This is a genomic window from Argonema galeatum A003/A1, from assembly GCF_023333595.1.
Lineage (GTDB): Bacteria > Cyanobacteriota > Cyanobacteriia > Cyanobacteriales > Aerosakkonemataceae > Argonema > Argonema galeatum.
The window spans coordinates 12,694-26,363 of record NZ_JAIQZM010000006.1; the positions used below are offsets into that span (position 1 = coordinate 12,694).

At 45.1% G+C, this 13,670-nt stretch carries 14 protein-coding genes and 1 tRNA gene; 8 read left to right on the plus strand and 7 right to left on the minus strand.

Annotation, left to right across the window (positions count from 1 at the left end):
- Positions 1–3 precede the first annotated feature (3 nt).
- Together LAY41_RS08545 and LAY41_RS08550 are read right to left on the minus strand one after the other, a co-directional pair.
- Positions 4–906: an alpha/beta fold hydrolase gene (locus LAY41_RS08545; RefSeq protein WP_249096380.1), complete on the minus strand. Its 903-nt coding sequence runs from the start codon at positions 904–906 to the stop codon at positions 4–6.
- Between the two features lie 148 nt (positions 907–1,054).
- Positions 1,055–1,777: a hypothetical protein gene (locus LAY41_RS08550; RefSeq protein ID WP_249096863.1), complete on the minus strand. Its 723-nt coding sequence runs from the start codon at positions 1,775–1,777 to the stop codon at positions 1,055–1,057.
- 218 nt (positions 1,778–1,995) lie between these two features.
- Here LAY41_RS08550 and LAY41_RS08555 point away from each other — a divergent pair, with 218 nt between their 5' ends.
- Positions 1,996–2,523, plus strand: coding sequence for a GNAT family N-acetyltransferase (locus LAY41_RS08555; RefSeq protein WP_249096385.1), 528 nt, complete (start codon positions 1,996–1,998; stop codon positions 2,521–2,523).
- Between the two features lie 480 nt (positions 2,524–3,003).
- Positions 3,004–3,077, plus strand: a tRNA-Pro gene (locus LAY41_RS08560).
- A 4-nt stretch (positions 3,078–3,081) separates the two neighbouring features.
- Here LAY41_RS08560 and LAY41_RS08565 read toward each other — a convergent pair.
- Positions 3,082–4,377, minus strand: a complete 1,296-nt coding sequence (locus LAY41_RS08565) for an ABC transporter substrate-binding protein (protein ID WP_249096395.1) — start codon at positions 4,375–4,377, stop codon at positions 3,082–3,084.
- 340 nt (positions 4,378–4,717) lie between these two features.
- Here LAY41_RS08565 and LAY41_RS08570 point away from each other — a divergent pair, with 340 nt between their 5' ends.
- The 4 genes from LAY41_RS08570 (at position 4,718) to LAY41_RS08585 (ending at position 8,329) form a co-directional block, all read left to right on the plus strand.
- Positions 4,718–5,602: a Tic22 family protein gene (locus LAY41_RS08570; protein WP_249096397.1), complete on the plus strand. Its 885-nt coding sequence runs from the start codon at positions 4,718–4,720 to the stop codon at positions 5,600–5,602.
- 185 nt (positions 5,603–5,787) lie between these two features.
- Positions 5,788–6,696: a peptide chain release factor N(5)-glutamine methyltransferase gene (gene prmC / locus LAY41_RS08575; protein WP_249096399.1), complete on the plus strand. Its 909-nt coding sequence runs from the start codon at positions 5,788–5,790 to the stop codon at positions 6,694–6,696.
- A 139-nt stretch (positions 6,697–6,835) separates the two neighbouring features.
- Positions 6,836–7,429 (plus strand): L-threonylcarbamoyladenylate synthase, encoded by a 594-nt coding sequence (locus LAY41_RS08580; RefSeq protein ID WP_249096409.1) that lies wholly within the window; start codon positions 6,836–6,838, stop codon positions 7,427–7,429.
- A 60-nt stretch (positions 7,430–7,489) separates the two neighbouring features.
- The gene (locus tag LAY41_RS08585) at positions 7,490–8,329 is read left to right on the plus strand and encodes a sensor histidine kinase (protein ID WP_249096412.1); all 840 of its coding nucleotides are present in this window, start codon (positions 7,490–7,492) and stop codon (positions 8,327–8,329) included.
- On the opposite strand, the gene LAY41_RS08590 is transcribed toward LAY41_RS08585, so the two are convergent.
- From LAY41_RS08590 to rplU, 4 genes are all read right to left on the minus strand, one after another.
- Positions 8,277–8,750 (minus strand): GNAT family N-acetyltransferase, encoded by a 474-nt coding sequence (locus LAY41_RS08590; RefSeq protein WP_249096415.1) that lies wholly within the window; start codon positions 8,748–8,750, stop codon positions 8,277–8,279. The genes LAY41_RS08585 and LAY41_RS08590 overlap by 53 nt on opposite strands.
- A 246-nt stretch (positions 8,751–8,996) precedes the next feature.
- Positions 8,997–9,974, minus strand: coding sequence for a porphobilinogen synthase (gene hemB, locus LAY41_RS08595; protein WP_249096864.1), 978 nt, complete (start codon positions 9,972–9,974; stop codon positions 8,997–8,999).
- A 102-nt stretch (positions 9,975–10,076) separates the two neighbouring features.
- On the minus strand, positions 10,077–10,373 hold the full coding sequence (gene rpmA / locus LAY41_RS08600; protein WP_249068325.1) for a 50S ribosomal protein L27: 297 nt from the start codon (positions 10,371–10,373) through the stop codon (positions 10,077–10,079).
- Positions 10,374–10,400: 27 nt separating this feature from the next.
- A complete protein-coding gene (gene rplU, locus LAY41_RS08605; protein WP_249096416.1) occupies positions 10,401–10,814 on the minus strand; it encodes a 50S ribosomal protein L21 in 414 nt (137 codons plus the stop codon).
- 369 nt (positions 10,815–11,183) lie between these two features.
- Here rplU and LAY41_RS08610 point away from each other — a divergent pair, with 369 nt between their 5' ends.
- Positions 11,184–12,680 (plus strand): AAA family ATPase, encoded by a 1,497-nt coding sequence (locus LAY41_RS08610; RefSeq protein WP_249096421.1) that lies wholly within the window; start codon positions 11,184–11,186, stop codon positions 12,678–12,680.
- A 2-nt stretch (positions 12,681–12,682) separates the two neighbouring features.
- Positions 12,683–13,633 (plus strand): hypothetical protein, encoded by a 951-nt coding sequence (locus LAY41_RS08615; RefSeq protein ID WP_249096424.1) that lies wholly within the window; start codon positions 12,683–12,685, stop codon positions 13,631–13,633.
- Positions 13,634–13,670: the final 37 nt, after the last annotated feature.

Below are 13,670 nucleotides of genomic sequence, written 5' to 3' on the forward strand. Positions count from 1 at the left end.
CCATTAAATTTTAGAACTAGATCGATCGAGAATAATACTAATTTCTTTCGCCACCACATCCGGTTGTTCCACCATAGCCAGATGTCCGCAGTCGGGAACTTCAATCACATTATCCCCACAGCATTGAAATAGGGGATGAAAGCTAGCCAAATGACGAACATATTTAGGTTCCATAATCGTGTCATTGGCACCGGCCATAAAATAAACAGGCTGCTTCAGGCGGGAGACAACCTGCGGTAAGCGATTCACCTCTGTTTCTGTTGTAGAGTCCAGCAAAGTCCCTAGCGCCGCTTCCGGGTGAGCCATGACAAAATCCACGATCCGCTGACGGCCCCAACAGCGTGCTAAAGGGCGAGCCACACTATCGCGAGTAAATACTAAATCTATCCAAGGTAGATGACAGAGCAGACGGGGGCGGAATTTGAGCAATTGCTGGCCAACAGACCGAAATCGCTCGAAGGCTTCCTTAAGGTAAATACCGCCACCGGCGTTGATACAGATGACGCCCTTGACGTACTCAGGTAGCTGTTGGGCTCCCCAGAGAGCGATCGTACCCCCTAGAGAGTGTCCAATTAGCCACGCACTGGAGATATTCAATTCTTGCAGCAAGATGCCCAGATCGCGAGCGTAGACCGCTGGAGTATAGCGGGAGGTCGTAGAGCTTGAATCCGAGTTTACCCAAGTTCCTTGACCGTTAAACCGAGACTGGGAGGTGATTTGGGAATAGCCAAATCCGCGTAAGTCATAAGATAAGCATTGATAAGCCGGTGCCAACCGCTCAATCAGCGGTTGCCAGTAACGGCGGCTTAAGAGCCAACCATGAATAAAGACTAAAACATGGCCAGAGGCTGTAGGAGCGGTTAATTCGTAGGCGTGGGGCACACCCAGGATATTGATGCTTGCCATATTTCGATCCTATCCCGAAGTTCTGCCAAAAGCGATCGCAGATCTAGGAATTAGGGAGTGGGGACTGGGGATTGGGGATTGGAGACTGGGAAAGTACTCCCCCGTTCCCTCTCTTCTCTTCTTCCCTAGCCCCTAGACCCTTCTTTCCCTAGCTCCGGCCCATCAACCTCTGCCGAACACCTTCGGCAATTTTTTGGCCTAGATATTCTGGAATGATGTTCTCGTTGGGGCCAAGAAGATATAAAATCAGGCGAGTTCGCCCGCGCCAAACCAGCAAATTGGCACTAATTACCAGCAGATCCTCTTGCCAAATTGCGTACATTACTTTATAAAACAGACCGGGCTGGTTGTCGGCTTCAATCAACAGAGCGGGGAGATGGAAAACTTGATCGATGTGGAAGTCAGTTTCTACCTGCTCTAAGCCAGCATCCAGATTGAATTCCACTGCCAGCATTTCTTCCACCTCAAAACGTCCTGCCAGTGCCTCGCGAATGGCGCGACAGACATTTTCTGAAGTTTTTTCGGTCAAAGCTTTGCTGCCACGGGACACCACCAGTTTGATAAATACCAACATGGGTGGGCGGATCTGACCGTACAGGCTAAGACTGTGGATAGTCAGTCCATAGGCAGCAAGCACGCCAAAAATGTCGCTCAGGAGAAATGACTGATTCCGGTAAGCAAAATACAAGGCAGTTTTGTTGCCTTCCGGTTTTATCTCGATCACAGCTCGCCTACTTCTATAGAGCCGGTAGGCTAGCCTTAAGTTTTGCAGTTGGCTCTCACTGCTGACAAATTGCTCATAAAACTGAGGAAACGACCGATTAAAGCGTTTCAGGAGTTCCAGCGTAGATGATTTCAAACCCTGGGCCATCATTTGGGGTCAAACTCGCCTACCAGGTCAAAGGCTGGCAAAGAGGTGAATCTTAACATTTAATCGATTGGTCAAGTGATTTCGTGTTGGGGGCAGGGGAGTACCCACTGCCAACGGCTGACTCGGTAAACTCAGCCGAACACTGAGGGGAGTGCGAGAGATATACTAGCTAGTACGGCCATCCAACTTCCTTCTACTACTACAATAATCAAGCCTGCATGGGTTTTTGGAAAAGCTGGTTTAGCGACTCTGATGCTGCCTCGACAACTAGCGCGATGCAGATGGAAGAAGATGTGATTCCAGGAACGGGCGATCAAGCCACCCGGAACAGTCGCATCTTTTTCAGTACCGACCGGGACATAGACCTCTACGAACTAGAAGAACTATGCGATGCAGTGGGTTGGTCCCGCCGACCGCTGCGTAAGGTCAAAAAAGCCATTCAGTATAGTTTCCTTGTCAGTTCCATGTGGGAGGTGAGAGGAAACCGTCGTCGGCTGATTGGCTTTGCCCGTGCTACTTCCGACCATGCGTTTAACGCCACCATTTGGGATGTGGTCGTTCACCCGGACTTTCAAAGTAAGGGGCTGGGAAAGGCGTTAATGAAGTATACGATTAAGAAACTCCGCAGTGAGGATATTAGCAACATTACCTTATTCGCCGACCCCCATGTCCTAGATTTCTATCACGGTCTAGGATTTATTTCTGACCCGGAAGGTATCAAGGGGATGTTTTGGTATCCCAACTAGGGCAACCTATCGAATGACTTTCGGGCTGGTTGCCCTATTTAGCAGAAAACAGGTTCTAATTACCTCTGCTAACCGCTCTGTAACGCCAATTGGTGGCACGCCTGCTTTGAAAGCATAAGAATGAAACTTTGCAAATGCTGTAAAACCGTGCAGCCTGAAGAAAACTTCGGTGTGGCGGCTACCATCAAGGGTAGGATTTACAGGCGTCAAAGATGTAAAGCTTGCAAGCAGGCACGGCAGAAAGAGCGCAGACAAATAAAGATGTGCTTGGTTAGTTGACTACAAGAAAACCCTGTTGTGCCACAGCTGCGGCTTTGCTGATTATCGCGCCCTGGACTTTCATGACCTTGACCCCAAGCAGAAAGATTTTTCTGTGGCTGATTTTGTTTCCAGGGGCGCATCATTAGCTAAAATAAAAAAAGAGATTGAAAAATGTATCGTTCTGTGTTTTAATGGTCATAGAACAGAACACTATAGCGACGGGATGTAGCGCAGCTTGGTAGCGCGCCTGCTTTGGGAGCAGGATGTCGCAGGTTCAAATCCTGTCATCCCGATTTACTACGAACCGCCGACAGTGATGAGATCCGTCACTTTGAGGTTGCCAGCGGTGTCAATAGTCCAAACATCGTAACTGCCCGTCACATCTCCTTGGACATCGAAGTCTACATTGCCGCTGGCTCCCTGGTAGTTAATATCTTTGCCTTCGCGGATGAGAGAGAGAGCCTGACAAACATCGCCGACTTCTTGTCCTGGTTGATTGGCGACGGATAGTATTTTTTCTTGGATGGCAGCACCTGTGGGGGATTTGGCAGCTTCAGCGGCGAGAACCAAGACAGCCGCCGCATCCCAGCTGTTGGGGTCATAGACTCCAGGCTGACGCTTGTAGGTGGTTTGGTAGCGATCGCGAAATGCGGCTAAAGCTGGGCCGGTTGCATTCGGGGCCGTCCCAATAATGCCAGCAGCGATGTATTGCCCAGCAGTATTTTTCCCCACCAGCTGCGCCACTTTGGCTTCTTTCATCCCCTCCGTAACCAGGACTTGAGTTTGCTTACCGAGTAATCCTTGTTGGTAAGCCGCTTTAAGGATTAAAGTACCCGTTTCTGGGTAGGCAATCAGGAGGACAGCGTTTGGTTTGCCCCCAAAAGCTGCCCCCACTTCCGATTCAAAGGTGGAAGCATTAGGCGCGTAACGGGTGGGTTTATCCCGATTCACGACTTTGCCGCCCAAAGCTTCAAAGGCGGGGATAAAAGATTGCACTAAACCGTTGCCATAATCGTTATTAATAGCCAGAACCGCTACAGACTTATAGCCTTTTGCTTTTGCCAGTTTCGCGAGTGCTTGACCCTGAAATGTGTCGGGTGGGGCGGTGCGGAACCAAAATCCCTTGAAATCTCCTTTTTTTGCTCTTTCTGTGAATATGGGGCTGGTACTGGCGGGAGAAATTTGCACGACTTGATTGCGAACGGCAATATCCACAGCGGCACTAGAAACCGCGCTTCCAGCTGCCCCGACGACACCGCCCACCCGATTCACTTCAGCTAGCTTACTCATAGCTGTGGCACCGGCAGCAGGCTGAGTTTGATCGTCTTCAGAGATTAGTTCTACAGGCTTACCCAAAACGCCCCCACAGCCATTAACAGTTTTTACAAGTAAACTGGCACTATCCTGCATGGGTGAGCCGAATTGAGACAAATCCCCGGTGATGGGTAGGAGAGTGCCAATTTTGAGCGCACTGCTGCTAGTCTGACAGGCAGAGGGGAGTAACAGCAGACTAATGCCTGCGACGAGTTTGGCTAACGCCCCGTGGCGTGGTCGGCTTGCCTTTGTGGTGATAGATTGTTGATATTTCAGCATATGTCACAATTGGAACTGTTGCTTTGACAGGAGAGTCAAACAGGTGTGGATATCCTAGAATCTGCCGAATTTGAGTTTTTACTGAGTCTGGCTCTACTGTATCTCAGCTAAATTTATGGATGCTACTGAAAATGTCCGATCGCAAATCTTACCAGTAAAATTGCCCAAAAAACCTGTCTCTGTTTGTCAAGCGATCGCGCTAGGATAAAGCAAACGGACAAGAGATTACTCAAAATTAAGCGGTGAATAAACTAGCAGCCGATTGCATTAAAAAACGAGACGATACCTAGTTAAACGGATTCTAATTTTTTCTCTTTACGGGATTATTTCAGGAGAGGTTATGAAATCGATAGTTCGCTGGGGTGCAACATTAGGTCTGATTGGCAGTACCTTACTAAGCACTTTGTTCGTCGGAAATCTGCGGGCACTTGCCCTCACACAAGAGGAGGTTGTGCAAAAGCTAAGACCGATACCAGTATTTATTGTTGCTAATCCGCAATCTGGTGAATTACTGGTCGGTCGTGTAAATAATGCACAGGGCGCTAATGCGGCGAATGGACAGAACAATGTTTCCGTAGCTCGCATTTTTATCAGCCAACAAGATGCTCAGGCTTTTTTGGATAAGCTGAAAACTGAAAGACCTGAGATCGGCAGAAATATGCAGGTAATACCAAGATCTCTGGGGGAATTATACCAGCGGGCTCAAGAAAATAAAAACCAGGCAGAGCGGTTGGTATTTGATATGGTGCCGGTCAAGCAGCAAGTAGATTCGGCATTGGCGATGCTGCGGCAAAACGGTCAAAGGGAAAACGAATTTAATGGGGTGCCACTATTCATTCCCAGAGGCGGGCCGGAGAAAGGATATATAACTATGCAAATTCCGGAAATGGGCAACCAGCAGATTATTCCGGTGTTCTTCAGTAGGGAAGATGCACAGAATATGTTGAATCAATTTAAGCGACAAAATCCCCAACAGGCTTCCAATGCTGATATTGAGGTGGTGAACTTTGAGGGAGTGATTCAGACTTTGACGAGCAAAAATGACCAATGGTTAAATCAACTGATGTTGATTCCGCCGCCAGAAGCGAGGGAATTTTTGCGATCGATCCAACAATCTGGTCGCCAAAACCAGAATTCGCCTGGGACTGGCACAACTACTCCCCCTGCTCGCAATAATCGATCGCAACCAGCCGCACCGCCAGCAAACAGACAGCAAAATAGGTGATTGGGGATTGGGGATTGGGGATTGGGGATTGGGGATTGGGGATTGGGGATTGGGGATTGGGGATTGGGGATTGGGGATTGGTGGTTGATGACCACTGACAACTGACCACTGACAACTGACCACTGACAACTGACCACTGACCACTGACCACTGACCACTGACCACTGACTAATGACTAATGACTAATGACCAATGACAAAATTGTTTCCGGTCTAGAACTTTGGCAGTGGCGTCAGAGTGCGTTAGTCAGCGCTAAGGCAGCTGATGTCCCGACTATGGAGGTGGACTGGATATTGCAAGAAGTAGCTGGACTCGATCGGTTGGCATTGCGTTTGGAGTCGTTTAAAAATTGGCCTCAGATTGAACTAAAGCTGCCACTATCAGAGTTGAAACAACTGTGGTGTATGCGTCTTCACGATCGCTTGCCAGTACAGTATATAACTGGAATAACTCCCTGGCGGCATTTTAAATTGGCGGTTTCCCCAGCGGTGCTGATTCCCAGACCGGAGACAGAGTGCCTGATCGATTTAGCTATTGAAGCTGTCAAAAGAGGGGCGGCAAATCTCCCATGTCCCATGCCCCATTGGGCTGATTTGGGGACTGGGAGTGGCGCGATCGCGATCGGTTTGGCAGATGCCTTTTCTAAAGCTACAATTCATGCTGTGGACGAAAGCTTTGCTGCCCTATCCATTGCCCAGCAGAACGCCCAAGAAATAGGATTTACCGACAAAATCAAGTTTTATCAAGGTTCTTGGTTTGAGCCTTTACAGGCTCTTAAAGGCCAACTGAGCGGTATGGTATCGAATCCACCTTACATTCCCAGCGAAATGGTACTGACTCTGCAACCGGAAGTCACCAAACACGAACCGCACCTCGCCTTGGATGGTGGAAACGATGGTTTGGACTGCATTCGGCACTTAGTAGAGACAGCACCAGATTACCTGCTTCCTGGTGGCTTATGGTTGATTGAGATGATGGCAGGACAGGCAGAAGCGGTAGCGGAATTGTTGCAACTAAACGGGAATTATACCGAAATTCAGATATTCTCAGATTTAGGGGGAATCGATCGATTTGCTTTGGCTTATCGTTGTTAATTAGCTTGTCCTCTCAGATTACGATCTCTCAAAAAAATCATGCTTTCAATTCACGCTTGGCTTTCTGAGCTTGAAGCTTTGCCCAAAGAGCTTCTGCGTAAGTCCTACAATTGATTGCTAAACCGATCGCAAATGACCAATGACCCAAGTCCCCCTTGACATTCTGGTAGATAAAGCACGTTCTGGCTATCTGGTAAGCTTTCTTACAGATACTGTGCCAGCATTGGCAGCTTTGCCGGAGAAGGGAGATTTAATTTTTGAGGCGAAGCAACGGCGACAAGATAAACCGCTGATTTTGATGGGTGCGAGGTCATTTGACCTCTGGCCTTTTTGTAGGGGAACTGCCCAAGAGTTGCAGTTTTGGCAGAAAATTGCCGATCGCTACTGGCCTGGTGCTATAACCTTGGTATTACCGGCGTCAGAGAGGGTTCCTGTCTCGATTAACCTAACTGACCCTACAACTATTGGGTTGCGAGTGCCGAATTGTGCTCTAGCTCGTCAGATTCTAGCCCAAACTGGCCCACTGGCAACCACCAGCGCCAATTTATCAGGTCAGCCCCCTTTGCAAACAATGTCAGAAATTGAAGCCCAGTTTCCCGACGTTCTGACTCTTGTGCCTTCTCCATTAGAATCAACCAATACAAGTGGCGGTATTCCTTCCACAGTTGCCAAATGGACGGGCAGTGGTTGGGAAATATTACGACAAGGAGCGGTTTACTTGGAAGTCTGTTAGTCTGAATTTGCAGGGAGTAATTCCCTTTTTTTAAGCTTTAATTTTTAATTTTTAATCCTGATGGACTCTAACCCAGAAGTATTGGCGCTCAAAGAAAAATTGCAGCAGGCTGAAGTAGCCTATCACATGGCAGCTGAGATGAGCCAATTTAAAGCTGGTTTTTTGGCTCGAATTTCCCACGAATTGCGATCGCCTCTCAATAGTCTAATTGGTCTGCATCAGATAATTCTGTCCGATTTGTGCGAAGACCCAGCTGAAGAAAGAGAATTTGTGGCGCAAGCCCATGCCTCTGCCTTGAAAATGGTAGCATTGCTCGATGAAATTCTCAAAGTTGCCAGAACAGAATATGGCACAAATCAGCTGGAAATACAGCCTGTGCAACTAGCACAGGTTTTAGCGCAAGTCTATGACTTGACCCACTTACAGGCGGCAAATCGCAACCTCCGTCTTCAAGTAATGCCAGCCGACCCGGAAATTTATGTCATGGCAGACCACCGCTGGTTGCGGCAGGTGTTAATGAATTTGGTGGACACGCCACTGAAACTGATGCAGGAAGGTAACATTACCGTTTCCGTCCATCCAGATGCGGCATCGGGGTATGTCCGGATCTGGATTGAAGACGAACGTCCGGCCAGTACTTGGACTGACCGAGTAGATTTGTTCGGGTCTGTTCCCGAAACTGATAAATCTATTAAAACTGATAAAACCATTGATGAGAATTTTACACTCTCACCAGGACTTACTCTACTGATCTGTCAGACTCTTTTGGAACTGATGAAGGGATGCTTGGAAGTGTTGGCAGTCCCCTCACCGGGCGCGGAGTCTAATGTGACTCGCATCCAATGCTCTATCCCCTTAATGATTCTCCAGACGCCATCGCTGGGGCAGGAAGGGAAGTAGCTTGGGGTTTGTTGTACAGCACCATTGTGGTACTGGGGTTGGGAAACTGAAAACCAAGTCTCAAGTAAAAGCCCTGTTGATATGTAGTCATCAGATATACTCTCTCTACGCGGCTGATCCGCGGATGATCTAACAGTGTTTCGATCATCTTGCGTCCCAGGCTAAGTCCGCGATAATCGGGGTGAATCACGACATCCCAAATTGTGGCCCTATAGACGCAATCTGAGTTTGCCCTGCAAAACCCGATTAACCGATTTTCGTCCCAGACACTGATTACAGGATCGCTGTTGGCTATAGCAACTGCCAAATCTTCTATTTTCCGGTTTTGCGCCCAGAAAGCCGCCAGTTTAAACAGTTCCTGTAGTTGATTGAGGTCTACTTGCGATCGCAAATCGCAGAACTTAATATTACGACCATCCATCGTTATCGATAACCTAGAATCTTTTACCGAGTCATTTTACTAATCTACTAGCGGTCAATTGGTGTCCAATCGCACTGAAATTTTCTAATTTCTGTCTTATCTGAAGAAAAGCTACCGCTTATTTTACTGATTAACTCAAGTTGCTATTACGTTCCCTTGACTCTTGTTCCGAATGGATATTAGTACGTAGTAGCGCTTTAGCGCTCTTTAAACACTAAAACGCAACTACGTACTTAATGAAATTTCCTACATCCAACGGGCAGCATCTTTAGCATGATAGGTTAAAATCAGATCTGCTCCAGCCCGCTTGAAGCCGGTCAAAGTTTCCATTACTACCCGCTCCTCATCAATCCAGCCGTTGAGAGCAGCTGCCTTGATCATGGAATACTCGCCAGAAACATTGTAAGCCGCAACCGGCAAGTTAGTAGCTTCTTTGACACGCCAGATCACGTCCATATAGGCAAGAGCCGGTTTTACCATGAGCATATCGGCTCCTTCGGCGATGTCCAGTTCGATTTCCTTAAGGGCTTCGCGGGCGTTCCCTGGGTCCATTTGGTAGGTTCTGCGATCGCCAAATTGGGGTATTGACTCCGCTGCATCCCGGAACGGCCCGTAGTAGGCCGAAGCATACTTAGCTGCGTAGGAAAGAATCGGTGTATCTTGATACCCAGCTTCATCCAATCCGATCCGAATTGCCTGTACAAAACCGTCCATCATTCCAGAAGGCGCGATGATATCCGCACCGGCTTTAGCTTGAGAAACGGCTGTTTTCTTCAGTAATTCCAATGTTGGATCGTTCAATACGCGCCCGCTTAAGTCGCCAACTTCCAGATAGCCGCAGTGGCCGTGACTGGTATATTCGCAGAGGCAGGTATCAGCTATTACAACCAAATCCGGTACAGCTTCTTTTACTGCCGTGGCTGCTTTTTGTACAATTCCACAATCGTGCCAAGCCCCGGTAGCATCTGCATCTTTATCTTCAGGAATGCCAAACAGGATGATAGAAGGGATGCCCAGGTCATAAACTTCTTTGGCTTCTTCGACAATTTTGTCTACCGAAAGTTGGTAGACACCCGGCATAGATTTAACTTCTTTAGCAATTGCTTCGCCCGGTACTGCAAACAGCGGATATATTAGATCGCTTGTTGTTAAAGCATTTTCACGCACCATGCGGCGAAGCTGAGGTGAGGTGCGGAGGCGGCGGGGGCGATTGATGGGGAACATGGCGTTTGATAAAGCTATAGAGTAGGTTGGGTTGAGGTCAGAAAACCCAACCTCAATCAAGGCTTTGTTGGGTTTCGCTCGCGCTCTACCCAACCTACAATTTTAGACCGCAACTGCTACGGGTTCAGCTGCAATTTCAGCAACAACTTTGGGGTAAACGCTGACTTTCTTGCGGGTTTTACCCTTTCTTTCAAAGGTGACGATGCCATCCGTGAGGGCAAACAGGGTGTCGTCGCTGCCGATACCCACGTTATTGCCGGGGTGAAACTTGGTTCCGCGCTGACGGATGAGAATGTTGCCTGCTTTGACAACTTGACCGCCGAAGCGTTTGACGCCGAGACGCTGGGCATTTGAGTCGCGACCGTTGCGTGTACTACCAGTACCTTTCTTGTGAGCCATGATTTCCTCTATTTTTTCTACTACTAACTATTCTGCTGCGTTATCAGCGGTTTCTTCGGGAGCAGCTGATTTTTGGGGGGCTTCAGGCTGGGATGATGAAGTTTCAGCAGTTGCGATCGCTTCCCCGTTCAAACTGATAGAGTTAATCATCAGGCGAGTGATTTCCTGGCGATGCCCCCGTTTTTTGCGGGTTTTCTTCTTGGGCTTCATCTTGTAGACGATGACTTTGCGCCCGCGAAAGTGTCGCATCACTGTGCCTTCTACGGTAGCGCCTTCGACTAAGGGCTGACCGATGCTAATTTCGCCGTCGTTGTGAACGAACAGTACTTTGTCGATCGTAACTTGTGCTTCTGGTTCAACGTGCAGCAGTTCGATATCGTAGAAGCGGCCCGGTTCTACTCGCAGTTGTTTGCCGCCGGTTTCAATAATTGCGTAAGTCATGAGATTGTCCGAAAGGTTTGCCGTACAGGTAGCTGATTGGGGCATGGGACAGCAAGACTATTGCCTGTTCTCAATTTCCAATTAACAGCTTTTGGAATGTGTTGACCTGATCCGAGCAGGATTAGACACACAATCTCTTATCATCTGTTATTTGGTGGGTGGTTGTCAAGTGCGATCGCTAGAAAATCCCTAATACTACTCCGAAATAAAAGATCAGCACCTTTTTCCCCATTTTCAGGCTCAATTTTGCTAGAAAAAGTTTGATTCATTTCGTTAAACTCAACATATAATATAAAGGTTATAAGAGTCAGTGCCAACCCTACTTAGTAGTTCAAAATATTCAATATCAAGCGATTCTGAAGAGTTATTATGCGTTTACTACGAGTCCAAGTTCCTAACTTTCGCGTGTTACAAAATGTCGATATTACTTTTGAAAAAGATTTTTTCCCTAGTATTTTCCCGCTTGGCAGTCAAAATGGAGGCGGGAAAAGTACACTTTTACAATTAATTTTTGGATTACTGCATTGTTCTACTAATCCCGATCGCGTAGATTTTTTGAAAAATTTGCTTTATGGGTTTAAAATTTACGATCATTCTAGTGAAAGAATACTATTAATAATTGATATTTTGGATGGAGAAAAACCTATAAAACTTGAGTTTTTTATTTGTGATAATTCTTATATTGGAGATTCAATCCAAGCTATAAAAGCAGGAATTAAGGATAAAAATGGTTTTGCATTTTCTATGGAAAAATTAGAAAATGTAAAAAATAAAATTTCCGATTTTACCAAAGAAAGTAAACAATTAGAAAAAAGCTTATCTCGACTGGAAAAAGTGAAAAGAATTGAAAATGATGAACAAAAAATAATCCATCTTAAAAATGAAATTACCGAGCTTCAAAAATTAGGATTACTTCAAGAATCTCAATTAGGAGACCCTTTGATTCTATCTTTCGGTAACTCTAGTATGCCATCTTTTGAAGAAGTTCAAAACGAAATACAACAAAGATTGGAATACCTTGCATCGAATATTTACCAATCCAATACTGAGCGTAAACAGATTGAGCAGACTCTAAAAGAGGTTTTAAATTTTTTACAATTAAACAATTGGCTCTATGTATGCCACTATTCGGCGGACGGGGATGAAGCTGAAGAGGATATTTTACTTTGCCGTATAGATAACATAGATATAACTCAAACAGAATCTTTTCTCAAAGAACTTTCACAAAAAATATTTCTGGCTGCTCCTGCTACCCAAGTTTTCCTTTTTCTTTCTCCTAAATCAAGAAAACTATTATTCAGAGAGCAAAATGAAGAAAACGATTACTATTCACAGCTAAAAGATGCCAAATCTAAGTTAACAGGTTTTTTTACTTATGATTTTCTAGCTGTATATCTACTAATTGAATCCTTTAAAGCAGCTAGAGATAAAGATTTTAGAAAAGCTATACAAACAGGTGAATATGGTAATAGCTATCAAGAACTTATTAAGGATTTGAATCTCCTGTTACTAAACAAAAAGATAAATTTAGAAACAGACTTTTCTGGCGTCAACTTTAAATTAGATAAAGATGATGAGAATATAGAGCTATATCCAGAAGATTTAAGTCATGGCGAATTAAAGAGACTAAGCATTTATATGTGGCTGAAATACTATAATATAGAAAATGCGATCGTCCTCATGGATGAAATAGAAATTGCATTTCATCCTGATTGGCAATATCAAATAATTTCAGACCTCAAAGAATGGGCACCGAGTAATCAATATATTTTGGCAACTCATTCTTATGAGCTATGTCAAGCACTTACACCTGCTCATGTTAAGGAACTAGAACCAAAACTTCTTAAGCAAAACCCTTCCAATTAATTATGAGTCTCAATCCTGAGCAGTTAAAGCGACACTGTGAAATTATTATTCAATCTCGGAGAATTAAAAATAAAATAGTTGTGTTATGTGAAGGAGAACGGGGTATCAAAGATACTAGGGATAGATTATCACCTCAATCTTATGCAAGAATGGAACAAATGCCAGATGCAAACTTTTACAAAGCGTGTGTTCCAAGATGGTGGAGTCAGTATAAACCAGAGTTTTTTAATTGTGGCGATCGCAAAGATGTAATAGATAGCTATTTTACCCTTTTAGAGATTCATAAACAAGACAGTAAAAACTCATATTTAATCCCAGAGAAACTTTTTGCCATTGTAGATTTGGATTTGCAATTACAAAAGATTGATAATTATACTTTTTCCGATACAGAAGCTATTTTCTGCGATCTTTACGGACAATGCAAAGTCAATGAAATAAATGCAAATAATCATCGTATATGGGTGACAGGGTTAGTTCATAAAGAAGCTTATTTTTTAATACCCGATCTGCAAGAAGTATTTGATAATATTTTTGCTTCTCCGCTTTATAATAGCAATTCTTTGGTACTTGAAAATATTTACTTAACTATGGCAGATGCAATAGTTGACGATGTAGATTTAAAGAATAACTTACCAACAATAGCCAATCGGATTAATTATTTGCCTAGTTTAGATTGTACTGACGTAGATAAATTGCGCGACTCATGGAAAGCAGAATTTGACAACACCCAGGATGATATAGAGAAAAATGAGTTAATTCTTGCTTTGCTGACAATTAAAAAAGCTAAGGATTACTGGAATAAAATTCACCCTCCCACTGATTACAGTTCTCCAGCAGAGAGATTTAGAGAACAACTGTTATTAGAAATTGGACAATTTTATTCGCATAGAGATAGTCGCGATTCTAGATATCATATTTCTTTTTTGTTGGCAACTTTATACAAATTTGTATAATAAGTAGGTGGCCATAAATAAACGTAAAACTGCCAGG

Excerpts from the sequence above, each read along its gene's own strand:
- LAY41_RS08545 (WP_249096380.1), bottom strand. The coding sequence starts at position 906 with ATGGCAAGCATCAATATCCTGGGTGTGCCCCACGCCTACGAATTAACC.
- LAY41_RS08550 (WP_249096863.1), bottom strand. The coding sequence starts at position 1,777 with ATGGCCCAGGGTTTGAAATCATCTACGCTGGAACTCCTGAAACGCTTT.
- LAY41_RS08555 (WP_249096385.1), top strand. The coding sequence starts at position 1,996 with ATGGGTTTTTGGAAAAGCTGGTTTAGCGACTCTGATGCTGCCTCGACA.
- LAY41_RS08565 (WP_249096395.1), bottom strand. The coding sequence starts at position 4,377 with ATGCTGAAATATCAACAATCTATCACCACAAAGGCAAGCCGACCACGC.
- LAY41_RS08570 (WP_249096397.1), top strand. The coding sequence starts at position 4,718 with ATGAAATCGATAGTTCGCTGGGGTGCAACATTAGGTCTGATTGGCAGT.
- prmC (WP_249096399.1), top strand. The coding sequence starts at position 5,788 with ATGACCAATGACAAAATTGTTTCCGGTCTAGAACTTTGGCAGTGGCGT.
- LAY41_RS08580 (WP_249096409.1), top strand. The coding sequence starts at position 6,836 with ATGACCCAAGTCCCCCTTGACATTCTGGTAGATAAAGCACGTTCTGGC.
- LAY41_RS08585 (WP_249096412.1), top strand. The coding sequence starts at position 7,490 with ATGGACTCTAACCCAGAAGTATTGGCGCTCAAAGAAAAATTGCAGCAG.
- LAY41_RS08590 (WP_249096415.1), bottom strand. The coding sequence starts at position 8,750 with ATGGATGGTCGTAATATTAAGTTCTGCGATTTGCGATCGCAAGTAGAC.
- hemB (WP_249096864.1), bottom strand. The coding sequence starts at position 9,974 with ATGTTCCCCATCAATCGCCCCCGCCGCCTCCGCACCTCACCTCAGCTT.
- rpmA (WP_249068325.1), bottom strand. The coding sequence starts at position 10,373 with ATGGCTCACAAGAAAGGTACTGGTAGTACACGCAACGGTCGCGACTCA.
- rplU (WP_249096416.1), bottom strand. The coding sequence starts at position 10,814 with ATGACTTACGCAATTATTGAAACCGGCGGCAAACAACTGCGAGTAGAA.
- LAY41_RS08610 (WP_249096421.1), top strand. The coding sequence starts at position 11,184 with ATGCGTTTACTACGAGTCCAAGTTCCTAACTTTCGCGTGTTACAAAAT.
- LAY41_RS08615 (WP_249096424.1), top strand. The coding sequence starts at position 12,683 with ATGAGTCTCAATCCTGAGCAGTTAAAGCGACACTGTGAAATTATTATT.